This is a genomic window from Streptomyces sp. NEAU-sy36 (assembly GCF_013423905.1).
Taxonomy (GTDB): Bacteria; Actinomycetota; Actinomycetes; order Streptomycetales; family Streptomycetaceae; genus Streptomyces; species Streptomyces misionensis.
On sequence record NZ_CP058977.1, the window covers coordinates 6463072 to 6485201 of the forward strand.

At 71.4% G+C, this 22130-nt stretch carries 18 protein-coding genes and 1 pseudogene; 6 read left to right on the forward strand and 13 right to left on the reverse strand.

Annotated elements, in window-relative coordinates:
* Positions 1-63 precede the first annotated feature (63 nt).
* On the reverse strand, positions 64-1227 hold the full coding sequence (locus HZZ00_RS28115) for a citrate synthase/methylcitrate synthase (protein WP_180329064.1): 1164 nt from the start codon (positions 1225-1227) through the stop codon (positions 64-66).
* A gap of 123 nt (positions 1228-1350) precedes the next feature.
* Between HZZ00_RS28115 and HZZ00_RS28120 the strand changes: the two genes are divergently transcribed.
* The 3 genes from HZZ00_RS28120 to HZZ00_RS28130 all read left to right on the forward strand — a co-directional run bounded on the left by HZZ00_RS28120 (position 1351) and on the right by HZZ00_RS28130 (position 5332).
* Positions 1351-2613, forward strand: coding sequence for a citrate synthase (locus HZZ00_RS28120; RefSeq protein ID WP_180329065.1), 1263 nt, complete (start codon positions 1351-1353; stop codon positions 2611-2613).
* 96 nt (positions 2614-2709) lie between these two features.
* The gene (locus tag HZZ00_RS28125) at positions 2710-3651 is read left to right on the forward strand and encodes a sucrase ferredoxin (protein WP_180329066.1); all 942 of its coding nucleotides are present in this window, start codon (positions 2710-2712) and stop codon (positions 3649-3651) included.
* Between the two features lie 34 nt (positions 3652-3685).
* Positions 3686-5332: a sensor histidine kinase gene (locus HZZ00_RS28130; RefSeq protein ID WP_180329067.1), complete on the forward strand. Its 1647-nt coding sequence runs from the start codon at positions 3686-3688 to the stop codon at positions 5330-5332.
* 46 nt (positions 5333-5378) lie between these two features.
* Here HZZ00_RS28130 and HZZ00_RS28135 read toward each other — a convergent pair whose 3' ends face one another.
* From HZZ00_RS28135 to HZZ00_RS28145, 3 genes are all read right to left on the reverse strand, one after another.
* A complete protein-coding gene (locus tag HZZ00_RS28135) occupies positions 5379-6434 on the reverse strand; it encodes an ABC transporter substrate-binding protein (RefSeq protein WP_180329068.1) in 1056 nt (351 codons plus the stop codon).
* A gap of 70 nt (positions 6435-6504) precedes the next feature.
* The gene (locus HZZ00_RS28140) at positions 6505-7368 is read right to left on the reverse strand and encodes an ABC transporter permease (RefSeq protein ID WP_180329069.1); all 864 of its coding nucleotides are present in this window, start codon (positions 7366-7368) and stop codon (positions 6505-6507) included.
* Positions 7358-8173, reverse strand: a complete 816-nt coding sequence (locus HZZ00_RS28145) for an ABC transporter ATP-binding protein (protein ID WP_180329070.1) — start codon at positions 8171-8173, stop codon at positions 7358-7360. The genes HZZ00_RS28140 and HZZ00_RS28145 overlap by 11 nt, the downstream gene beginning before the upstream one ends.
* Positions 8174-8331: 158 nt before the next feature.
* Between HZZ00_RS28145 and HZZ00_RS28150 the strand changes: the two genes are divergently transcribed.
* Together HZZ00_RS28150 and HZZ00_RS28155 are read left to right on the forward strand one after the other, a co-directional pair.
* Positions 8332-9012 (forward strand): response regulator, encoded by a 681-nt coding sequence (locus HZZ00_RS28150; protein WP_180329071.1) that lies wholly within the window; start codon positions 8332-8334, stop codon positions 9010-9012.
* Between the two features lie 333 nt (positions 9013-9345).
* Positions 9346-10308 (forward strand): IS481 family transposase, encoded by a 963-nt coding sequence (locus HZZ00_RS28155; RefSeq protein WP_180328369.1) that lies wholly within the window; start codon positions 9346-9348, stop codon positions 10306-10308.
* Here HZZ00_RS28155 and HZZ00_RS28160 read toward each other — a convergent pair.
* From HZZ00_RS28160 to HZZ00_RS28185, 6 genes and pseudogenes are all read right to left on the reverse strand, one after another.
* Positions 10305-11897: a cation acetate symporter gene (locus HZZ00_RS28160; protein WP_180329072.1), complete on the reverse strand. Its 1593-nt coding sequence runs from the start codon at positions 11895-11897 to the stop codon at positions 10305-10307. The two genes, HZZ00_RS28155 and HZZ00_RS28160, sit on opposite strands and share 4 nt — an antisense overlap.
* Complete coding sequence (locus tag HZZ00_RS28165) at positions 11894-12445, reverse strand: DUF485 domain-containing protein (RefSeq protein WP_180329073.1); 552 nt, start codon at positions 12443-12445, stop codon at positions 11894-11896. The genes HZZ00_RS28160 and HZZ00_RS28165 overlap by 4 nt, the downstream gene beginning before the upstream one ends.
* A 69-nt stretch (positions 12446-12514) precedes the next feature.
* Complete coding sequence (locus tag HZZ00_RS28170) at positions 12515-13207, reverse strand: response regulator transcription factor (protein ID WP_180329074.1); 693 nt, start codon at positions 13205-13207, stop codon at positions 12515-12517.
* A complete protein-coding gene (locus HZZ00_RS28175) occupies positions 13204-14355 on the reverse strand; it encodes a sensor histidine kinase (RefSeq protein ID WP_180329075.1) in 1152 nt (383 codons plus the stop codon). Before HZZ00_RS28175 ends, HZZ00_RS28170 begins: the two co-directional genes overlap by 4 nt.
* Positions 14352-14906: a CcdC protein domain-containing protein gene (locus tag HZZ00_RS28180; RefSeq protein WP_180329076.1), complete on the reverse strand. Its 555-nt coding sequence runs from the start codon at positions 14904-14906 to the stop codon at positions 14352-14354. Before HZZ00_RS28180 ends, HZZ00_RS28175 begins: the two co-directional genes overlap by 4 nt.
* A 415-nt stretch (positions 14907-15321) precedes the next feature.
* Positions 15322-17361, reverse strand: a pseudogene (locus HZZ00_RS28185) (type IIA DNA topoisomerase subunit B); the annotation flags it as partial.
* A gap of 441 nt (positions 17362-17802) precedes the next feature.
* Here HZZ00_RS28185 and HZZ00_RS28190 point away from each other — a divergent pair.
* Positions 17803-18033 (forward strand): hypothetical protein, encoded by a 231-nt coding sequence (locus tag HZZ00_RS28190; RefSeq protein WP_146463514.1) that lies wholly within the window; start codon positions 17803-17805, stop codon positions 18031-18033.
* Between the two features lie 99 nt (positions 18034-18132).
* On the opposite strand, the gene HZZ00_RS28195 is transcribed toward HZZ00_RS28190, so the two are convergent.
* The 3 genes from HZZ00_RS28195 to HZZ00_RS28210 form a co-directional block, all read right to left on the reverse strand.
* Positions 18133-19026 (reverse strand): serine protease, encoded by an 894-nt coding sequence (locus tag HZZ00_RS28195; protein ID WP_180329077.1) that lies wholly within the window; start codon positions 19024-19026, stop codon positions 18133-18135.
* Between the two features lie 119 nt (positions 19027-19145).
* The gene (locus tag HZZ00_RS28200; RefSeq protein ID WP_257585424.1) at positions 19146-20678 is read right to left on the reverse strand and encodes an RNA polymerase sigma factor; all 1533 of its coding nucleotides are present in this window, start codon (positions 20676-20678) and stop codon (positions 19146-19148) included.
* Between the two features lie 436 nt (positions 20679-21114).
* Positions 21115-22002, reverse strand: a complete 888-nt coding sequence (locus HZZ00_RS28210; RefSeq protein WP_180329079.1) for a FadR/GntR family transcriptional regulator — start codon at positions 22000-22002, stop codon at positions 21115-21117.
* Positions 22003-22130 lie beyond the last annotated feature (128 nt).

The following is a 22130-nucleotide window of genomic DNA, read 5'->3' on the forward strand; positions in this document are numbered from 1 at the left end:
GGCGACCTCTCTCCTGTGAACCGGCTGCGGACCAGGATAAAAGGGTTCCCGGGGGCGGCTCGTCTAGACGACGGGAACCGCGACGGGCGCATCGGGGCCGACGTAGCGGGCCGCGGGGCGGATGATCTTCGGGTCGGCCGCCTGTTCGAGGACGTTGGCGCTCCAGCCGACGACCCGCGCGGCCGCGAAGGTGGGGGTGAACATCTCGCGGGGCAGGCCGCACAGTTCCATGACCACCCCGGCGTAGAACTCGACGTTGGTGTGGAGTTCGCGGCCCGGCTTCAGCTCGGCGAGGATGGCCTCGACCCGGCGTTCGACCTCGACCGCGAAGTCCACCCGGGGGCCGCCGAAGCCGAGGGCGATCTCCCGGAGCATGCGCGAGCGGGGGTCCTCGGTGCGGTAGACCGCGTGTCCGAAGCCCATGATCCGGTCGCCGGCCAGCACCCGTTCCCGGATCCACGGGTCGATGCGCTCCGGGGTGCCGATCGCGTCCAGGGTGTCCAGGGCCCGGCTGGGCGCGCCGCCGTGCAGCGGGCCGGACAGCGCGCCCACGGCCCCGGTGAGACAGGCCGCGACGTCGGCGCCGGTGGAGGCGATGACCCGGGCGGTGAACGTTGACGCATTGAAACCGTGGTCAATGGTGGAGATCAAGTATTGCTCGACGGCACGAGCCTGGCGCGCGTCGGGTTCCGAACCGCTCAGCATGTAGAGGTAGTTGGCCGCGTACGGCAGGTCGTCGCGCGGCTCCACCGGGTCGAGCCCCCGCCCCAGGCGGTAGAGGGCCGTGAGCAGGGTGGGCACGGCCGCGCAGGCGGCCAGCGTGTCTGCGCGGCGCCGCTCGGCGTCCAGGTCGTACAGCGGCCGGAAGCCGCGTGCGGCGCCCAGCAGCGACAGTGCCGTGCGCAGGCCGGCCAGCGGGCCGGAGCGGCGGCTCGCTGCGGCGATCGCGGGCAGGGCGGACCGTATCTCCTCGGGCAGCCGGCGCAGCGCCGCGGTCTCGGCGGCGAAGGCGGCAGCGCGTTCTGCACCGGGCAGCGCCCCGTGCACGAGGAGGTGCCAGACGTCCTCGAACCGCCGGGTGCGCGCGAGGTCGACGGCCGAGTACTGCCGGTAGTGGTAGAAGCCCTCCCGCCCCCGGACGTCACCGATCTCCGTCTCGGTGACGACGACGCCGGCGAGGCCTCGCGGCACGTCCACGAGCGGGGTCGCGGTCCTGTTGATGGCCATGTCTCTCCTCCTCTGAACTTGATCCGACTGTCCATGCTTGATGGATCTCCTGTCAATATTGATTGGATCAATGCTCAGCGGGATGCCCATCAAGGTGTGCAGGGGCCCGCTACCGTGGCCCCCATGCGCGATCACGAACCCGTTCCCAACCGCCCCGGGCGAAGGCTGACCACCAAGGAGACCGCCGAACTGCTCGGCGTGAAGCCCGAGACGGTCTACGCGTATGTGAGCCGCGGCCTGCTGAGCAGCAGGCGCGAGCCCGGCGGCCGCGCCAGCACCTTCGAGGCGCGCGAGGTGGAGGAACTGGCCCGGCGCAACCGCCGCGAGAGCGCCGGGGTCCCCGGCTCGGGCGGTGATCTCTCGGTGCGCACCCGGATCACGCTGATCGAGGCGGACCGGTACTACTACCGGGGCGTGGACGCCACCGAGCTGGCCGCCCGCCACTCCTACGAGGAGGTCGCGGAGTGGCTGTGGACCGGCCGGCTCGCCCCCGGTACGGCCTTCACCGCGCCGGAGGAGACCCTGCGCGTCGCCCGCCGGGCCGTCGAGGCACTGCCCGAGCACACCTCCCCCACCGACCGGCTGCGGGTCGCGGCGATCGCCGCGTCGGCCGAGGACCCGCTGCGCTTCGACCTGTCCGGGGACGCCGTGCTGAACACGGCGCGCGTGCTCATCCCCACCATGGTGGCCGCGCTGCCGCCGGCCCTGCGCGATCCCGGGGACGACGTACCGCTCGCGCACCGACTGTGGGCACGGTTGACCGGTCTGCCGGCCGACGAGGACGCCCTGCGCGTGCTGGACGCCGCGCTCGCCCTGCTCGCCGACCACGACCTGGCCGCCTCCACGCTGGCCGTCCGGGTGGCCGCCTCGGCCCGGGCGCACGCGTACGCGGCCGTCTCCGCCGGGCTCGGCGTCCTGGAGGGCCCGCTGCACGGCGCCAGCAGCGGCCTCGCCCACCGGATGCTGCTGGACGTGCTCGAACTGGGCACCGCCGCCCCGGTGATCGCCGACGAACTGCGCGCCGGCCGCCGCATCCCCGGCCTCGGCCACCGTCTGTACACCGGCGAGGACCCCCGCGCCCGGGTCCTGTTCGGCCTGCTGGAGCGGCTCCCCCGCGCGGAGTCGGCGCTGCTCGCGGCCCGCGACATCGTCGCCACGACCGCCCGGCACACCCCGTTGCACGCCAATGTGGACCTGGCGCTCGCGGTGTTCACCGCCTCCTTCGGGATGCCGGCCACCGCCGGCGAGACGATCTTCGCCGTGGCCCGCACGGCCGGCTGGATCGCGCACGCCCTGGAGGAGTACGACGAGCGCCCGCTGCGCATGCGCCCCGTGGGCCACTACGTCGGCCCGCGCCCGCCCCAGCCCTTGCCGGAACCGCGGTAGCCGGGGCCTGGCCCGGGACCGGCACACACCCGTCGCCAGGCACGACACGGCCCGGCCGGAAGTCGCCGCGCCGCAAGTCAGGTTAGGCTCACCTCTGTGAGTTGGTGCGCGACCGTCTCCCGAAGCCTCGACGAGCCCCTTTCGGCAACGGCGGCCACGGCGACGACATGGCTGCTGCTGGAACAGCCCGGCCCGTGGGGCGCCAAGGCGCTCACTTCCAGCCATCTGGACCCTGCGGTGGGCCGGGCCCTGGAGGCGGCGGCCGGGGGCACCGGCGTGCGCGTCGCCCTCATCCGGCGCCCCGGCCGCCACGCCGACCCCGGCACCCGCGAGATCCGGCGGGTGTACGCCGCCCACACCGTTCCGGGACGGGTGTGGCTGCACGGCGCCGTCACCCGCGATCCGCGCCGGCTGCTCGACCTGGACCTGCCCGCCCTCGGAGCGGGCGACCACCGCTCCTTCGCCACGGTGCTCGGCGGGCGTCCGCACACCGGCGACCCGCTCGCCCTCGTGTGCACCAACGGCAAGCGCGACCGCTGCTGCGCCCTCCAGGGCCGTCCGCTCGCCGCCGAACTGGCCGCCGCCGGGGAAAGCGGGGTCTGGGAGGTCACCCATCTGGGTGGACATCGCTTCGCGCCGACGGTGCTCGTGCTGCCGTACGGCTACGTCTACGGGCGCGCCGGGACCGCCACCGTCAAGGCGGCCCTGGACGGGGTCCGGGAGGGCCGGGTGTCGGTCGAGGGCTGCCGCGGCTGCTCCGCCTTCGAACGGCCGGGGCAGGCCGCCGAACTGGCGGTGCGTTCGGTGGCGGACGAGCACCGGGCGGGCGTGCTGGGCGTCGTACGCACGGATGGCGCGGCGCCGCGCTGGGAGGTCACCGTCGTCCACGCCGACGGGCGCCGCTGGCGGGTCACCGTGGCGCGCGGGGCGTCGTTGCCGCCGCGGCCGGAGAGCTGCGGCGCCGCGGTGCTCGGCACTCCGGCCCGGATGAACGTGGTGGCGGTGCGCGAACTGCGGCCGACGGCGCTGGCGAGCTGAACCGCGCGCCGGGCGGAGCCCGTACTGTCCTCCCATGAGCCACACTCCCCCCGCACGCCGTCTGCGTCTCGGTATGCCACGGCGGGTGTTCTCGCAGGTGCTGCTGATGCAGGTCACGCTCGCCGCGGGAGTCGCGGTGCTGGCGACCGGCCTGTTCCTCGCGCCGCTGAGCAAACAGCTGGACCACGAGGCGATGCGGCGCGCGCTGGCCATCGCCGAGACCACGGCCCAGGACCCGCAGATCGCCCAGGGACTGCTGAGCACCCCGCCGACCGAGGACGGGCCGGTGCAGCAGGAGGCCGAGCGGATCCGGCGGGCCACCCACGCCGAGTACATCGTGGTGCTGGACCGGCACTGGGTGCGCTGGTCGCACCCGACGACCTCGCAGATCGGCCACAAGGTCTCCACGAGCCCCTCGGGCGCCCTGGCGGGCAAGGAGGTCATGGAGATCGACCGGGGCACCCTGGGGCGCTCCGCACGGGGCAAGGTGCCGCTGTACGACGCCGATCACCACGTCATCGGGGCGGTCTCGGTCGGCATCGCCTACGACAGCGTGCGCGCCCGGCTGATCAGTGCCATCCCCGGACTGCTCGCCTACGCCGGGGGTGCGCTCGCGGTGGGCGCGCTGGCCGCCTGGCTGATCTCCCGCAGGGTGCAGCGGCAGACCCGTGACCTGGCCTTCTCCGACATCTCGGCGCTGCTCGCCGAGCGCGAGGCGATGCTGCACGGCATCCGGGAGGGCGTGGTCGCGCTGGATCGCAGCGGCCGGATCCGCCTGCTCAACGACGAGGCGCGGCGGCTGCTGGGCATCGGTGACGAGGCGGTGGGCCGCACTCCCGACGAGGCGCTCGGCGCGGGCCGCACGACCGATGTGCTCGCCGGGCGGGTGACCGGGACCGATCTGCTGACGGTGCGCGGCCCGCGGGTGCTGGTCGCCAACCGGATGCCCACCGACGACGGCGGTGCGGTCGCCACTCTGCGCGACCGTACCGAGTTGGAGCAGCTGGGGCGCGAACTGGACTCCACGCGCGGGCTGATCGACGCGCTGCGCGCCCAGGACCACGAGCACGCCAACCGCATGCACACCCTGCTCGGGCTGCTGGAGCTGGAGATGTACGACGACGCGGTGGAGTTCGTCGGCGAGGTGGTCGGGGACCACCGGGTCACGTCCGAACAGATCACCGAGAAGATCCACGACCCGCTGCTGGCCGCGCTGCTGGTCGGAAAGGCGACCGTGGCGGCCGAGCGCGGGGTGGCCCTGTGGGTGTCGGAGCGCAGCCGGCTGCCGGACCGGCTGGTCGATCCGCGGGGGCTGGTCACCGTGGTCGGCAACCTCGTGGACAACGCCCTGGACGCGGTCGCGGGTACCCCGCACGCGCGCGTGGAGGTCGAGTTGCGCACCGAGGGCCGCACGGTGGTGCTACGGGTGCGCGACACGGGCCCCGGGATCCCGCCGGACCAGCGGGAGTTGGTGTTCACCGAGGGATGGTCGACCAAGCGGCCGCCCGCGCACGGCAAGCGGGGCATCGGGCTGTCGCTGGTGCGCCGGCTCGCCGAGCGCCAGGGCGGCAGCGCCACCGTGGGCACCGCCGGCGGGGGCGGCGCGGAGTTCACGGTGGTGCTGCCGGAGGCGCTGGGCGAACCGGAGCTGGAGCCCCAGCGCACGGCGAGCAACAGCTGACCGCGGGGCCGCCCGACGGGCCGGGCGGGTTGACGGCCCGTCGGGCTTACTTGACCGCCTTGACGAACTCCGTGGTGTACGTCTTGCTCAGGTCGACGTCGGCGTTCTTGATGTTGGGGTTGAACGCCTTGAGCACCTTCTCCACGGTCTCCGGCCCGTTCTGCGGCATCACCCCGTCGTCGGTGAACATCGGCAGGGTGCTCTTGATGGACTGGGTGTAGAGCGCCTTGTCGCCCTGGGAGTAGTCGGCGGGCATCTTGGCGGCGATCTCGTCGGCGCTGTGGGTGGACATCCACTTGAGCGTCTTGACGAATGCGTTGACCAACTTCTGGACGGTGTCCTTGTGTCCGTTCACCCAGTCCGTCTGCATGTACAGACTCGACGACGGGTACGGCCCGCCGAGCGCCTGCTGCGACCCCTCGGGGGTGCGCATGTCGAGCAGGATCTTGCCCGCCTTCTTGTCCAGGATCGTCGCCACCGTCGGGTCGGTGGTCATGCCGCCGTCGATCGAGCCCTTCTGCAAGGCGGCTATGAACGTCGGGCCCGCGCCCACGGCGACCGGGGTGAACTCGCTGACCTGCACGCCGTTCTTGACCGCCAGGTACTTGGTGAGGAAGTCGGTCGAGGAACCGAGCCCGGTCACGCCCAGCTTGCGGCCCTTGAAGTCCTTGGGCGAGGTGAGGTCACCCGCGGCCTTGTCGGAGACGACCTCCACCTCGCCCGGCGCGCGCGAGAACTGCACGACGGACTCCACCGTCTTGCCCTTCGTCTGGAGGTCGAGGGTGTGGTCGTAGAAGCCGACCGCGCCCTGCACCTGCCCGGCGACGAGCGCGGTCTCGGCCTGGACACCGGCGGGTTCGGTCATGAGCTGGACGTTCAGACCCTCGTCCTGGAAGTAGCCGAGGCGCTGGGTGAGCATCGCGGGCATGTAGATGACCTTGTCCAGGCCACCGACCATGATCTTGACGGTCTCGCCCTTGCCGCCGCCTGCGCTGCCGGCGTCGGCCGAGGAGCCGGCCGCGTCGTTGGCGCAGGCGGTGAGCGAGGTGAGGGCGAGCAGTCCGGCGGCGGCCAGGCAGGCGTGTCGGGCGGTCTTGCGCATGGCGGTTCACGTCCTTGTGAGTGGGCGGTGCGGGGAGGGCGTGGGGGGGGTGGTGCGGGGCGCCGGCGGGTCAGCTGTCGGAACCTGCGGGCTTCCAGCGGAAGATCCGGCGCTCGGCGAAGGTCAGCAGGCCCTCGGCAGCGAGTGCGACCACGGCGAGGATGACCATCGCGGCGTACACACCGGCCGCGTTGAAGGTGTTCTGCGACTGCGCGACGAGCAGGCCGATGCCCTTGGTCGCACCGATGTACTCGCCGACGATGGCGCCGATCAGCGCGAAACCGAAGCTGACGTGGAGGCTGGTGAAGATCCAGGAGGTGGCCGAGGGGATGACCACCTGGAGGGTCACCCTGCGGTCGGTCGCACCCAGGATGCGCGCGTTGGACACCAGGTTGCGGTCCACCTCGCGGGCTCCCTGGAAGGCGTTGAAGAACACCGGGAAGAACACCAGCACCACGGCCGAGGCGACCTTGGAGGAGGGGCCGAGCCCGAACCAGATCAGGAAGATGGGCGCGAGCACGATCCGCGGTATCGAATTGAGTACCTTGATGTATGGACCAAGGACCTCGGCCAGCAAGCCGATCCGCCCGAGCGCGATGCCGAGCAGCACACCGGCGACCACACCGATCACCCAGCCGAGCAGGGCCTCGTAGAGCGTGTACCAAATCTGCTCGCCCAGGGAGCCGAGCGCGGTGCCGTGCATGACCCAGGTGGAGATCTGGTCCCAGATCTTGGAGGGCATCGAGAAGTTGAACGGATCGATGACCTTCGCCCGGGACAGCGCCTCCCACAGCCCGAGGACCGCGACCAGGAGGACGCCCCGCGCGGTGTTGACGAGGAGCCTGCGGCGGCGGGCGGCCTGGGCCCGGCTGCGGGCGCGGTCGGAGATCTTGGCGCCCTCGGCGACCGGAGTGGTGAGAACCTCAGGCGACATGCGCGGCACCCCTCTCGCGGGTGATGCGGACCTCTTCGCCGAGGGACTCCCATATCTCCCGGTAGATCTCGATGAAGCGCGGCTCCAGACGGACCGACTCGACCTTGCGCGGCCGGGGCAGGTCGATCTCGAAGACCTGCTTCACCGTCGCGGGCCCCGCGGTCATCACGACGACCTTGTCGGCCAGCGCGATGGACTCCTCCAGGTCGTGGGTGACGAAGACGACGGAGGCGCCCGTGCCCTCCCACAGCTCCAGCAGCTCGTCCGACATCAGCGCCCGGGTCTGCACGTCGAGCGCCGAGAAGGGCTCGTCCATCAGCAGGATCTCGGGGTCGTTGACGAAGGTGGCGGCGAGGGCGACACGCTTGCGCTGACCGCCGGAGAGCTGGTGCGGATAACGGTCCTCGAAGGCCGCGAGCCCGACCCGGCCGAGCCATTCGCGGGCCTTCTCCCGGGCCTCCGCCTTGGGAACGCCCCGGAAGCGCGGGCCGGCCATCACGTTGGACAGGACCGTGCGCCAGGGGAAGGTGGCGTCCTGCTGGAAGACGAAGCCGACCTTGCCGCCGACGCCGTCGACCGGCTCCCCGGCCACCAGCACCTCGCCCTCGGTGGGCTCCTCAAGCCCGCTGACCAGGGTCAGCGTGGTGGACTTGCCGCAGCCCGTCGGCCCCACGACGGCCACGAACTCGCCGCGCTCCACGGTGAGATCCAGGCCGCGCACGGCCGTGTGCAGTCCCCCGGACGGGGTCCTGAAGGTCTTGCTCGCGCCCCGCAGCTCGATGGCGGGGCTGGTGTGTGCGCTCATGGCCCGGGACGGTAGGTGCGGGCCGCCACGCGCAGCAGTCTTGTGTGCGCAAGCCGTTCTTTTGCTCGCAAGCACCTGTTGTGCTCTTTTTGCTCGCGCTACAACTGCGGAGCCGAAAACACGGGCTTGGTGCTCGCCGGCCTTGGAGGAGAGGCCTGATGATTGACGTCCTGGTGGTCGACGACGACTTCCGCGTCGCTGAGATAAACGCGAAGTACGTGGGAAAGGTTCCCGGGTTCCGGGTGGCCGCCCGCGCGCACAGCGCCGCCCAGGCGCTGGCCGCCGTCGAACGCGGTGCCATCGACCTGGTGCTGCTCGACCACTATCTGCCGGACCGTACCGGCCTGGAACTCGTCCACCGCATGCGGGAACAGGGCCAGGGCACGGACGTCATCATGATCACGGCGGCCGGGGACGTCGCCACCGTGCAGCAGGCGATGCGCCTTGGCGCCCTGCACTATCTGGTCAAACCGTTCACCTTCGCCGCACTGCGCGCCCGGCTGGACTCGTACGCCGCGCTGCGCCGCACGGTCGACCGGGTGGGCGGCCGGGGTGTGACCGGCCAGGAACAGGTGGACCGGATCTTCGGCGCGCTGCGCACGGCTCCCGTCCCCTCCGTACCCGGCCACACCGCTCCCACCGCGGACCTGATATGCGAGGTCCTGTACGGCGCCGACCACCCGCTGTCGGCCCACGAGGTCGCCGCCCGCACCGGTCTGAGCCGCTCCACCGCCCAGCGCTACCTCCGCCACCTGGAACAGGCCGGCCGGCTGCGCCTCTCCCTGAAGTACGGCGACACCGGCCGCCCGGAGCACCGGTACGCGTGGGTGGCGCCGTGACCGCTCATCCATGCCGTGACCGGAAAGGTTCACCGGGTCGCGACGCCCCACACGGCACTAGGGTCTTTCGTTTGGATCAGGCCGGATCAGGGAGCGGGGTCTGGTGCGTGCAGATGCAAGGCGGAGGAGGGAGTCAACGCGGAGCGTTGGCGACCGACGACAACGCCGCAGATGTGCGTGCCAGACCCCGCGAGCCCGGCATGATCCAGACGAGAGGCCCTAGATGTGTTGTCCCGGGACGTTGGTGACACGCGGGCGGGGTGCTTGAACAGGTGAGGGCCTTCTGGGTTCGGTGTGGATTGCGAAGTCTGCACCGACGTCCAGGAGGCCCTCGTGTCCCACCGTAATGCCCCGCTGACCCCGACCGGCAGGCTGCGGCTGGCCCGGTGTGTCGTGGACGACGGCTGGCCGCTGCGCAGGGCCGCGGAACGCTTCCAGGTCAGCCACACCACCGCCGCCCGCTGGGCAGGCCGCTACCGGCAGCTGGGCGCCGAAGGCATGCACGACCGCTCCAGCCGCCCGCACCGTCAACCCCACCGGACCCCGGCCGCCATCGAGGCACAGGTCGTGCGGCTGCGGCGCGAACACCGCATCGGCCCGCTGCGACTCGCGGCCCGAACCGGTATCGCCACCTCTACCGCCCACCGCATCCTGGTCCGGCACGGCCTGCCGGCTCTGGCCGCCTGCGACCGGTCCACCGGCGAGCCCGTGCGCCGCTACGAACGGGCCCGGCCCGGCGAACTGGTCCACATCGACGTCAAGAAACTCGGCCGCATCCCCGACGGCGGCGGCCACAAATTCCTCGGCCGCGCGGCCGGCCGGGCCAACCAGGACCGCCGCAGCGGCACCGGATACGCCTACCTGCACACCGCCCTGGACGACCACACCCGCCTGGCCTACACCGAAGACCTGCCCGACGAAAAGGCCGCGACCTGCGCCGCCTTCCTCACCCGGGCAACGGCCTGGTTCGCCCAGCGGGGCGTCACCGTCGAACGCGTCCTGACGGACAACGCCTGGGCCTACACGAAGAACACCTGGCGCGACACCTGCCGCGAGCTGGGCATCAGGCCCCGCTGGACCAGGCCCTGGCGACCGCAGACCAACGGCAAGGTCGAACGCTTCCATCGCACCCTGCTCGACGAGTGGGCCTACATCCGGCCCTACACCTCAGACGCCGAACGGCAGGCCGCGTTTCCCGACTGGCTGGACTGGTACAACTACCACCGACCCCACACCGGCATCAGCGGTTACCCACCAGCCAGCCGCGTCACCAACCTGTCCGAACAGCACACCTAGACGGCCCCCGCGCCGGTGAGGGAACGCACTTCCGTCTCGGCGTACTTGGCCTCGTCCGGGGTCTCGTCCGAGGTGACGGTGCCCAGCCAGCCGGCGAGGAAGCCGAGCGGGATGGAGACGATGCCCGGGTTCTGCAACGGGAAGTACTGGAAGTCCACACCCGGGAACAGCGAACCGGGGCAGCCGGACACCAGCGGGGACAGCAGCACCAGTCCGAGCGCCGGTACCAGTCCGCCGTACACGGCCCACACCGCGCCTCGGGTGGTGAAGCCGCGCCAGAACAGCGAGTACAGCAGCACCGGCAGATTCGCCGACGCGGCGACCGCGAAGGCGAGTCCGACGAGGTAGGCGACGTTGAGGTCCCGGGCGAGCAGGCCGAGCGCGATCGCCACCGCGCCGATGCCCACGGCGGCGAACCTCGCCACCGCCACCTCACCGCGGGCCCCGCCGCGCGGGCGCCGCAGCGACGCGTACAGGTCGTGGGCCACGGAGGCGGACGAGGCGAGCGTGAGACCCGCGACCACCGCGAGGATGGTGGCGAAGGCGACGGCGGCGACCACCGCGAACAGAACCGTTCCGCCCGTCGAACCCGCGCCGCCGCCCAGATCGAGGGCGAGCAGGGGCACCGCGGTGTTCCCGGACGCGTTGGAACGGCGCAGCGCCCCCGGTCCCACGACCGCCGCGGCCCCGAACCCGAGGAGGACGGTCATCAGATAGAAGCCGCCGATCAGACCGATGGACCACACCGCGGACCGGCGGGCGGCGCGCGCGGTCGGCACCGTGTAGAAGCGGGAGAGGATGTGCGGCAGCCCTGCCGTGCCCAGCACCAGCGCGAGGCCCAGGCTGATGAAGTCGAGGCGGGCGGTCCAGTCGCCGCCGTACTTCAGGCCGGGCGCCAGGAAGGCGTCCCCGTGCCCGCTGCGCTGCGCGGCCGTGAGCAGCAGCCGGTCGGCGTCGCCGTGGAAACGCAGCAGCAGGAGCACGGTCAGCGCCACGGTCCCGCCGAGCAGCAGTACGGCCTTCACGATCTGGATCCAGGTGGTGGCCCGCATTCCGCCCAGCGACACGTAGACGACCATCAGCGCGCCGACCCCGACGACCGTCCACGCCTGCGCCGCCCCGCTCGTCCGCCCCAGCAGCAGCGACACCAGGCTGCCCGCGCCGACCATCTGGGCCACCAGGTACAGCACGGACACCGTGACCGAGGAGGTGCCGGCCGCGATCCGCACCGGACGCTCGCTCATCCGCGCGGCCACCACGTCGGCCAGGGTGAACCGACCGCAGTTGCGCACCAGTTCGGCCACCAGGAACAGCACGACCAGCCACGCCACGAGAAAGCCCACCACATACAGCAGCCCGTCGTAGCCGTACAGCGCGATGAGCCCGGTGACGCCGAGGAAGGAGGCAGCCGAGAGGTAGTCGCCCGCGATGGCAAAACCATTCTCCATCGGGGAGAACAGCCGCCCTCCCACGTAGAACTCCTCCGCCGAACCGTGCCGTCGGCGGCTCACCCATGTCGTGATCCCGAGGGTGACCGCCACGAAACCGCTGAACAGCAGCAGTGCCAGGGTCTGGTGGTCGCCGGTCACAGGGCGCCTCCCCGCGCCTCCCGGGCCAGTTCCTGGGTGTCCCAGCGCAGCTCCAGCGCGGCCCGGTCCCGCCGCAGCCGGGCGTGCCGGGAGTAGGCCCAGGCGAACAGGAACGTGGTGAGGAACTGTCCGAGCCCGGCCAGCATCCCCACGTTCACCACGCCCGCCACGGGCCGTGCCATCAGCCCCGGCGCGGTGGTCGCCGCGACCACGTAGGCCACGTACCAGCCGAGGAAGACCGCGACGCCCGGCACCACGAACCGCCGGTACCTGCCGCGCACCTCCTGGAAGGCCGCGCTGCGCTGCACCTCGGCGTACACCTCGCGGGCGTCCCTCGCCGCCGCGGCCCGCTCCTGCCCGCGCGGGGGCGGTACGGCGGACACGGGCGCCTCGGTGCCGTCCGGCTCTCCCCAGCCCGGCTCCGGCGCGGGTGACCAGGGGTCCTCGTGCCGCGCGGCGCGGGCGGGGGTTCCGTGGTCGTTCGCGTGCTCGGCCGAACTCCCGGAACCGCCCCCCGCTCCATGAGCACGATCGTCGCTTGACTGCATGTCCCAGGATGGACAGACCGGGAAGTTCCGTGACTCTTCTTCTCCGGGCTCTTCACCCCATCAGGTGACTCATCCCGTGGGCGGCCGCACCAGGCCCTTGCCGTAGGCGTAACGCACCGCCTGCGCCCGGTCCTTGAGGCCCGTCTTCGCGAACAGGTTGTTGATGTGGGTCTTCACGGTCGCGGTCGAGACATGCAGCCGACGAGCGATCTCCTGGTTGCTGAGCCCCTCGGCGATCAGCACCAGGACCTCGGTCTCGCGCGTGGTCAGCCCGTCCGGCGGAGCGGGTGCGACCGCGACCGGCGCGTGGCGCTCGGGCTGCGACAGCCGCTCCAGCAGCCGGCGCTGGACGCTCGGCGACAACCCCGCGTCCCCCGACAGCACGCTCTCCACGGCCCGTACGATCTCCTCGCCGCCCGCGTCCTTAGTCAGATACCCCCGGGCCCCGGCGCGCAGCGCGGGGAACAGTGACTCGTCGTCCGCGTACGTGGTGAGCACCACCACTTGGGTCCCGGGGTACCGCTCCCGGATCCGCCGGGTGGCTTCCACGCCGTCGCAGCGAGGCATCCTGAGGTCCATCAGGACCACGTCCGGAGCCAGCTCCCCGACCAGGCGCACCGCCTCCTCGCCGTCCCCCGCGGCGCCGATGACCTCGATGCCGGGCAGCAGCCCGAGCAGCATGACGATGCCCTCCCGGACCACGGTCTGGTCGTCGGCGACCACCACGCGTGCCGGCTTCCTCTCCCCCTCCGTCCCGGTCATACGGGCACCTTCAGCGTCACCACGAACCCCTCCTCGTCCGGCCCCGCGTCCAGCGAACCGCCCAGCAGTTCGGCGCGCTCACGCATACCGAGCAGACCGTACCCGCCTCCGGAGCCGGTGAGATCGCCCGGCCGTCCGCCCGAGTCCCGCACGTCCAGCGTCACTTGGTGTTCGCCGTAGTCGAGCCTCAGGTCCACCGTGGCGCCCTGCGCGTGCTTGCGGACGTTCGTCAGCGCCTCCTGGGCGACCCTGCGCACGGCTTGGGATGCCTCGGCGGGCAGGGGTCTGGGCTCACCCGTGACGGTGACCACCGCGCCCTCGGCTCCGCTGACGAGCTCGCCGAGGTAGTCCTCCAGCGGGGTCAGTTCGCCCCGCAGCGCGGACAGGGCCTGTCGGGTCTCCGCGAGGCCGTCGCGGGCCATGCCCCGGGCGGCCACCACCCGCTCCAGGATCCGTTCGCGGTCGGCGCCCGTCTCGATCAGCAGCCGCGCCGCTTCCAGGTGCACGAGCTGCGCGGAGAGGCTGTGGGCCAGCACGTCGTGGATCTCGCGGGCGATCCTGGCCCGCTCGCCGAGTGCCGCCGAGCGGGCCTCCGCGACCCGGGCGGCCCGCTCCTGGTCGAGCAGCCGCTGCGCGTTGCCGCGGGCCTCCGCGTCCAGACGCATGACGTAGCCGGCGAGGGCCATGCCCGCCACGGAGGCGGCCGTGGTCAGCCAGACGTCGTGGTTGAAGGCGGAGTACGCGGCGAGCCCCGCCGAGGTCACCGGGGCCGCGGCGGCGAGCGGCAGCCGCTCCAGGGCGGTGATGCCACAGCCGCACCAGAGCACGAGGGCCAGCGCGGTGAATCCCGAGGCCTCGGCGGCGACGGCGATGCCCATGAGGGCGGCCAACAGCACGAGGGAGGGCACCATGCGGTGCTGGTAGGTGGTGCGGAAGAAGGCCCAGGCGAGGAAGCCGGCGGCGACGACCCCCGCCGCCGCGGCGAGCCCGGTCCAGACACCGGCGTGCTTCTGGTTGTAGGCGCCCCACAGCAGCAGACCGATCACCAGGGCCCGGACGGCCCAGGCGAGCAGACGGCGGGGCCGGGTGGTGCCGGCGCGGCCGAGCGCCTCTCTCGACGGCCACCGCGTCCAGGCGTTGTCACTCACGCGCGCTCCTTCTCCGCGGGCCTGCTGCCGTCACCGTACGCCGCGGCGAAGCGGGGCGAGGCGCCGAGCGGCGGGGTGGACAGGGCGGCCGGGGCGAAGAGGACACGCGCTCGCCAGGTCAGGATTCCGCCGCGGACCAGCAGGGAGCCGGCGAAGCCGAGCATCAGGGCGGAGCTGTGCTGGTGCAGGCCGAGCGCGGCGCCGAGGCCGTAGACGCCGATGCGCAGGGCGATGCCCGCAATCCAGACGGCCGCGCTCGCCTTGGTGCTCTTGGTCCACACGACGCCGTCCGGCTCCGTCCAGACGCGGGTGGTCCAGGCCCAGCCCGCGCCCATCGCCAGGCCGATGAGGAGTTCCACGGCGAGCAGCACAGCCGATTCCGCCCGGTGGTGCACGTCCAGGATGCCGGGCTCGCGCAGCGCTATGACACCCAGGATCACCGGCAGCAACCACCAGCGCCGGTCCGTGTTGATCGGGCGGGCACGGAACTGCCGTACCAGCACGAGCGCGACGACGGCCACGACCACCACTGCGTTGGTGAGCCCCACCATCGGATCCTCCGTGGGCTTGAAGACGGTGCCGGCGGCGAGCGCTGCCGACGCTTCGAAGCTACGGAAATCCGCAGGTCGGGAGATCGGAGCCCGGGTGGATCACAGGTGGAGATCTTCGGCGGCTGCTCTCCACCCCCGGGTGGAGAAGGGGTGCCGTGGGCTCCGGGCCCCCCGGGTGGAGAAGGGGTGCCGTGGGCTCCGGGCCCCCCGGCTCGTGCCGGGGCGGGGCGGGCTCGGTGAGCGGGCTCGTGCGGGTGGGCCGCCCCACGCGCCGGCCGACGCGGTACGGCGGGCGGCCCGGGCCCGCCGCCGCGCCGGCCGGCGCGGCGCGTCACGCGTCGATGCGGGAGCGGTCCAGGGTCGCGGCGGAGCTGGAGATGAACTCCTTGCGGGGGGCCACGTCATTGCCCATCAGGAGGTCGAAGACCTTTTCCGCGGCGTCCAGGTCGGACAGGTTGATGCGTCGCAGGGTGCGGTGGCGGGGGTCCATCGTGGTCTCGGCCAGCTGGTCGGCGTCCATCTCGCCGAGGCCCTTGTAGCGCTGGATGGAGTCCTTGTAGCGGATGCCCTTGCTCTGGAACTCCATGAGCTTGTCGCGCAGCTCCCGGTCCGAGTACGTGTAGACGTACTTGTCCTGCCCCTTCTTCGGCTGGATGATCTCGATGCGGTGCAGCGGGGGCACCGCGGCGAAGACCCGGCCCGCCTCGACCATGGGCCGCATGTAGCGCTGGAACAGCGTGAGCAGCAGGCAGCGGATGTGGGAGCCGTCCACATCGGCGTCGGTCATCATGATGATCTTGCCGTAGCGGGCCTGGTCGATGTCGAAGGTGCGGCCCGAGCCCGCTCCTATCACCTGGATGATCGCGCCGCACTCGGCGTTCTTGAGCATGTCGGTCACGGACGACCGCTGCACGTTGAGGATCTTCCCTCGGATGGGCAGCAGGGCCTGGAACTCGGAGTTCCGCGCCAGCTTGGCCGTACCGAGCGCGGAGTCGCCCTCGACGATGAACAGCTCGCTGCGGTCGACGTCGTCGCTGCGGCAGTCGGCGAGCTTGGCCGGCAGGGACGAGGACTCCAGGGCGGTCTTGCGCCGCTGGGCGTCCTTGTGCTGGCGGGCCGCGACACGGGTCCGGGCGGCGGCGACCACCTTCTCCATGACCACGCGGGCCTGGGCTGCGGCGTCCCGCTTGGTGGCGGTCAGGAACGCCTTCAGCTCCTTGGAGACCACGTTGTTCACGATGCGGCGGGCCGCCGAGGTGCCGAGGACCTCCTTGGTCTGGCCCTCGAACTGGGGCTCGGCCAGGCGCACGGTGACGACCGCGGTGAGGCCCTCCAGGGCGTCGTCCTTGACGACGTTGTCCTCGGCGACGCGCAGCAGCTTCTTGGCGCGCAGCACGTCGTTCATCGTCTGGGTGAGGGCCTGCTCGAAGCCGGAGACGTGGGTACCGCCCTTGGGGGTGGCGATGATGTTGACGAAGGAGCGCACGGTGGTGTCGTAACCGGTGCCCCAGCGCAGCGCCACGTCCACACCGAGTTCGCGGGCGACCTCGGTGGGGGTCATCTGGCCGTGTTCGTCCAGGACCGGCACGGTCTCCTTGAAGGTGCCCTTGCCGGAGAAGCGGAGCACGTCGCAGACCGGCTTGTCGTTCGCCAGGTACTCGCAGAACTCGCTGATGCCGCCGTCGAAGCGGAAGGACTCCTCGCCCTTGCTGCCGCCCTCGCCGAGGCCGTACTCGTCGCGGACGACGATGGTCAGGCCGGGCACCAGGAAGGCGGTCTGCCGGGCGCGCTGGTGCAGCGTGTCCAGGGACAGCTTGGCGTCCTTGAGGAAGATCTGCCGGTCGGCCCAGTAGCGCACGCGGGTGCCGGTGCGGGTCTTGGGGATCTTCTTGGCCTTGCGCAGGCCGCTCTTGGCCTCGAACCTCGCGTCCGCGCCGGCGCCCGAGAAGGCGCCCGGCACACCGCGCCGGAAGCTGATCGCGTGCGTGCTGCCGCTCCGGTCCACCTCGACGTCCAGGCGGGCGGAGAGGGCGTTGACCACGGAGGCGCCGACGCCGTGCAGACCGCCGGAGGCCGCGTAGGAGCCGCCACCGAACTTGCCGCCCGCGTGGAGCTTGGTCATGACGACTTCCACGCCGGACAGGCCGGTCTTGGGCTCCACGTCCACGGGGATGCCACGGCCGTTGTCGCGCACCTCCACCGAGCCGTCGTCGTGGAGGATCACCTCGATGTGGTCGCAGTAGCCGCCGAGGGCCTCGTCCACCGAGTTGTCGATGATCTCCCACAGGCAGTGCATGAGACCGCGGCTGTCCGTCGAGCCGATGTACATGCCGGGGCGCTTGCGCACGGCTTCGAGGCCCTCAAGGACGAGCAGGTGCCGCGCGGTGTAGTTGGAACCGTCCCGGTCTGCTCCTGCCAGCAGCGCTGTGGACGGCACGGACGTATCGGCGGTCACGCGGTTCGCTCCTCGCTGAATTTCAGATTGCCCCCTTCTGGGTAAGGGGGAGGCTTCGGTCGCCGCACAGAGGGTACCGAGGCCTGGTAGAGCCGGTGTAACGCCACCCTCGTCGGCTCCTCAGACTAGTCCAGACTCGCATGTGCGTTCGATCCCTCGTTGGGGTGAAGTACATATCACGTTCCCTTGGAGGCATGAACCATTTAGGCTCCGGGCACGTCCTCATGAACAACCGGCAAGCCAGCCGGGAGGACCGAGATACTAGACAGCGCGAAACCGTAAGCACCCAAGAGACGCACTACGGCACATTCGCCGCCAACCGGCAGCAGACAGCCGCCCCGGAAAAATTTTTTCGAAAGAAAAGCCACGAGCGGGAACGTTTTCGGGCTGGTTGGATGTTGACCCTGGTACGACAGCTCGTCGAGCTAGAGAAGAGGCGACGTGACTACTGTTCTGACCCCCGCGAGCCCGCTGACGGCCGCTGACCGCTGCGACCGCTGCGGCGCCCAGGCATACCTGCGCGTCGTCCTGCTCAGCGGCGGAGAGCTGCTCTTCTGCGCCCACCACGGTCGCAAGTTCGAGCCAGAACTCAAGAAGATCGCCGCTGAGATACAGGACGAGACGGAGCGGCTCACCTCCGCTCCGAACACCGCTTCCGAAGAAGAGCGCTGAATCTCGCGCGTACGACGAGCCAGCCCCGGCCCAGGCCGGTGAACGGGCGGCCGCTCCCCCTCGGAGCAGCCGCCCGTGCTCGTACGTCGCGCAAGGCCGTCAGGAGATCCTCCGGGACCTCCCCGCGGCCTTGGCGGACGTCTTCCCGCCCCGGCCGTCCTGCGGCGCCAGGGCGCGTACGACCTCGGAGACCCGTGTGTAGACGCCGGGGCTCCCCGGCCGCCCGCAGCCGCTGCCCCAGGACACGAGTCCGATCAGCCGGCCTTCGGCCACCAGCGGCCCTCCGCTGTCCCCCTGACACGCGTCCGGACCCCCGGCGGCCTCTCCGGCGCACAGCATGCTGCCGGCCCGGTAGACGCCCTCTGGGCCGCCCGGATAGGCCCGGCTGCAACGGTCGTCGGCGAGCACGTGCACGTTCGCGGCATGCAGCCGGTGCGCGTAGGCGCCGCCGCCCGTCAGGTCGCCCCAGCCGGTGACCAGGGCCTTGGTGCCCGGCGCGTAGGCCGCGTCCCCCGGGCCCGCCATCCCGATGACCGCGCTCCGCGGCAGCGGCTCGGCGAGGGTGACGACGGCGAAGTCGCCCGAGTTCGTCGCACTGTCAAAGCCCGGGTTGACCCGGACCTCCCGTACGGCGATCTCCTGGCCCTCGTCCGACAGCAGGTCCGTGCGGCCCGCGATGACCTTCAGGTCGCGCACGTGGTCCGGCGGCCCGCCGAGGACGTCCTCGCCCATGCAGTGGGCGGCCGTCAGCACGGTGGTGCGGGCGATCGCCACTCCGCCGCAGAACTGGCCCGCCCGGGTGCCTCCGAACCGGTCACGGCTCGACAGCGCCACCGTCCACGGGGCCTGCGAGATATCGATCGGGAATCCCCCGACGACCACGCTTCCGGGCGCCGCGGGGGACGCCGGTGACGCGCCGACCAGGGGTATGGCGGCGACGGCGGCCGCCAGGACGAGCGGCCGGATCAGTGCGCGGACAAGGGAAAGGCGCATCTGCACTCCTCACTCAGGGTCGATACCGGAGAACCCAGAGTGATCCACGAGAGCGCCGCTCGCAGCACGAAGGCCCGGATCCCACGGGGAATCCGGGCCTTCTTCGTCGTACGAGCGGACTAGTCGAGGTAGTCGCGCAGCACCTGGGAGCGCGACGGGTGGCGCAGCTTCGACATGGTCTTGGACTCGATCTGACGGATGCGCTCACGCGTCACGCCGTAGACCTTGCCGATCTCGTCGAGGGTCTTCGGCTGACCGTCGGTGAGACCGAAGCGCATGGAGACGACGCCGGCCTCGCGCTCGGAGAGGGTGTCCAGGACGGAGTGCAGCTGCTCCTGGAGGAGCGTGAAGCTGACGGCGTCGGCGGGGACGACAGCCTCGGAGTCCTCGATGAGGTCACCGAACTCGCTGTCGCCGTCCTCGCCCAGCGGGGTGTGCAGCGAGATGGGCTCACGGCCGTACTTCTGGACCTCGATGACCTTCTCCGGGGTCATGTCGAGCTCCTTGGCCAGCTCCTCCGGGGTGGGCTCGCGGCCCAGGTCCTGGAGCATCTGGCGCTGCACGCGCGCGAGCTTGTTGATGACCTCGACCATGTGCACCGGGATGCGGATGGTGCGGGCCTGGTCGGCCATGGCGCGGGTGATCGCCTGACGGATCCACCAGGTGGCGTACGTGGAGAACTTGTAGCCCTTGGTGTAGTCGAACTTCTCGACCGCGCGGATCAGACCGAGGTTGCCCTCCTGGATGAGGTCCAGGAAGAGCATGCCGCGGCCGGTGTAGCGCTTGGCCAGGGAGACCACCAGACGGAGGTTGGCCTCCAGCAGGTGGTTCTTGGCGCGGCGGCCGTCCTCGGCGATGATCTCCAGCTCGCGCTTGAGCTTCGGGGCGAGCTTGTCCGAGTTGGCCAGCTTGTCCTCGGCGAACAGACCCGCCTCGATGCGCTTGGCGAGCTCGACCTCCTGCTCGGCGTTGAGCAGGGGGACCTTGCCGATCTGCTTCAGGTAGTCCTTGACCGGGTCGGCGGTGGCACCGGCCGCGGCGACCTGCTGGGCGGGCGCGTCGTCCTCGTCCTCGTCGGAGAGGACGAAGCCGGCGCTCTCGGCGCCCTCGGGCTCGTCGCCGACCTTGGTGTCCTCGAGGACCTCGTCCTCGAGAAGCTCGACGTCGTCCTTCTTGGCCGTGGTCTTCTTGGCGGCCGTCTTCTTCGCCGTGGTCTTCTTGGCGGCCGTCTTCTTGGCGGTGGTCTTCTTGGCGGCGGCCTTCTTGGCCGCGCCCTCCTCGGTGGGATCGGCCGACGCGGCCGACACTGCGGGGGCGGCCGTGGTGGCGGTGGCCTTCCTGGTGGTCACCGTCTTCGCCGCGACCGTCTTGGTGGCGGTGCGCTTGGCCGGGCTCTTCGCTGCGACGCTCTTTCGGGTGCGCTTGGGCTCTGCTGCACTGACCATCAGCGTCACACCCTCTTCCTCAAGAATCTGGTTGAGGCTGCGCAGTACGTTCTTCCACTGAGTGGCCGGGATCTGGTCAGCTTCGAAGGCCCGACGCACATCGTCGCCGGCGATCTGCCCCTCAGCCTTTCCCCGCTCAATGAGCGCCATGACAGAGACGGACTCGGCGATCTCCGGCGGGAGCGTACGGGATGTGCTGGCCGACACGAACAACCTCTCGGAACGTTGGAAAACGGCTTCCGGCACCGTCCACTGCGGACGGGAGCCGACCACCGGCCTGGGGATGGGCCGACGGCGCGGGCGCGGGCCGGGAGGATTCACAGCGCCTTGTCCGGCGTCCGTATTCCCTCCGCGGCTGTCACCTCTTAGGTCATCGCGCTGTCCCCATGAGTGTTACGCCCAATCTGCGTGGCCCGAGTCACACCCCGTAAGCGAACAAAACCAGTCGGACAGGGGCAAAGGAGAACGCCTGACGTGTCGGCCGGGTCAGGGAGTCGCGCGTGGGGCCGGGCCCGTGCGCGGCAGCGCCGGGTCCCGCCGGACTGCTGAGGATCCGGCGGAAACCGGCGACGGCCGCGGCACCCGGGCCCGGCACGTCATGGGAACCGACGCGCACACCGGCGATCGCACCCCGCGGCGCGGGTCAGTGCTCGCGCGGGGCGGGTACCACCCGCTCCACCTCGGGGTGGACCGTCAGCAGTTGGCGCATGGCGGTCTCCGCCGCGCCGCCGTCGCCGGTCCCGAGGGCGTCGACGATCCGCGCGTGCTGTGCGAGGGACGCCTCGTTCGGCCGGTCACACGCCGTGACCGGACCGCCGGAGACCTGGAGGGCGGCGGCGACGATGCCGGAGAGGTGCTCCAGCATGCGGTTGCCGGCGATCTGGATGAGCAGCGTGTGGAACTCGTTGTCGGCGCGCGAGTAGGTGAGCGCGTCGCCCTGCGCCATGGCGTGGCTCATGATCTCGACCATGTCGCACAGGCGCTGCTGCACTTCCTCGCGGCCGTGTCCGGCGGCGAGGCGGGCGGCGAGCGGCTCGATGGTCCAGCGCAGCTCGCTGAGCTCGCGCCGCTGGTCGTCGCGCTGGGGGCCGAAGGCCCGCCACTCGATGATGTCCGGGTCGAGGAGGTTCCAGTCGCTGACCGGACGGACGCGTGTGCCGACGTTCGGACGGGCGCTGACCAGGCCCTTGGCCTCCAGGACACGGAGGGACTCGCGGACGACGGTGCGGGAGACCTCGAAGCGCTGGCCGATCTCCTCGGGCACCAGCGGACGGTCCGCGCCCAGATCGCCGGAGACGATCATCTGACCCAGCTGCTGGACGAGTTGGCCGTGCAGCCCCCGGCCGCGGTTGCCCGTGGCCCGCCGGCCGACCCGGCCCAGCTCGGATTCTCCTCCGTCCCAGGCGGGCGCTCCGACGCGTTCGCCCACCGGGGCGTCGCCGTAGGAGTAGCGGTCGAGTTCGCCCGGGCCGGCCAGACCGGAGTCTGACGAGCGGGCGGCGGTCATCATGGTGTGCGCAAGGGTACTCACGTGTCCTTTGTCGGCGCCGTCTCCAACTCCCTTGAGGTCTTTGGTGAAAAGCACACGAAAGGGTGATCGCTCACACCGTCGCAATTGACGCCTTATCGGAAGGAAACGAGCCGTCCGCGGGGAGTTGT

Bases quoted from the DNA above. Each gene is read 5' to 3' on its own strand.
- HZZ00_RS28150 (WP_180329071.1), top strand. From the start codon at position 8,332: ATGATTGACGTCCTGGTGGTCGACGACGACTTCCGCGTCGCTGAGATA.
- HZZ00_RS28170 (WP_180329074.1), bottom strand. From the start codon at position 13,207: ATGACCGGGACGGAGGGGGAGAGGAAGCCGGCACGCGTGGTGGTCGCC.
- HZZ00_RS28115 (WP_180329064.1), bottom strand. From the start codon at position 1,227: ATGGCCATCAACAGGACCGCGACCCCGCTCGTGGACGTGCCGCGAGGC.
- HZZ00_RS28145 (WP_180329070.1), bottom strand. From the start codon at position 8,173: ATGAGCGCACACACCAGCCCCGCCATCGAGCTGCGGGGCGCGAGCAAG.
- HZZ00_RS28140 (WP_180329069.1), bottom strand. From the start codon at position 7,368: ATGTCGCCTGAGGTTCTCACCACTCCGGTCGCCGAGGGCGCCAAGATC.
- HZZ00_RS28120 (WP_180329065.1), top strand. From the start codon at position 1,351: ATGCGCGATCACGAACCCGTTCCCAACCGCCCCGGGCGAAGGCTGACC.
- HZZ00_RS28195 (WP_180329077.1), bottom strand. From the start codon at position 19,026: ATGCGCCTTTCCCTTGTCCGCGCACTGATCCGGCCGCTCGTCCTGGCG.
- HZZ00_RS28130 (WP_180329067.1), top strand. From the start codon at position 3,686: ATGAGCCACACTCCCCCCGCACGCCGTCTGCGTCTCGGTATGCCACGG.
- HZZ00_RS28165 (WP_180329073.1), bottom strand. From the start codon at position 12,445: ATGCAGTCAAGCGACGATCGTGCTCATGGAGCGGGGGGCGGTTCCGGG.
- HZZ00_RS28135 (WP_180329068.1), bottom strand. From the start codon at position 6,434: ATGCGCAAGACCGCCCGACACGCCTGCCTGGCCGCCGCCGGACTGCTC.
- HZZ00_RS28180 (WP_180329076.1), bottom strand. From the start codon at position 14,906: ATGGTGGGGCTCACCAACGCAGTGGTGGTCGTGGCCGTCGTCGCGCTC.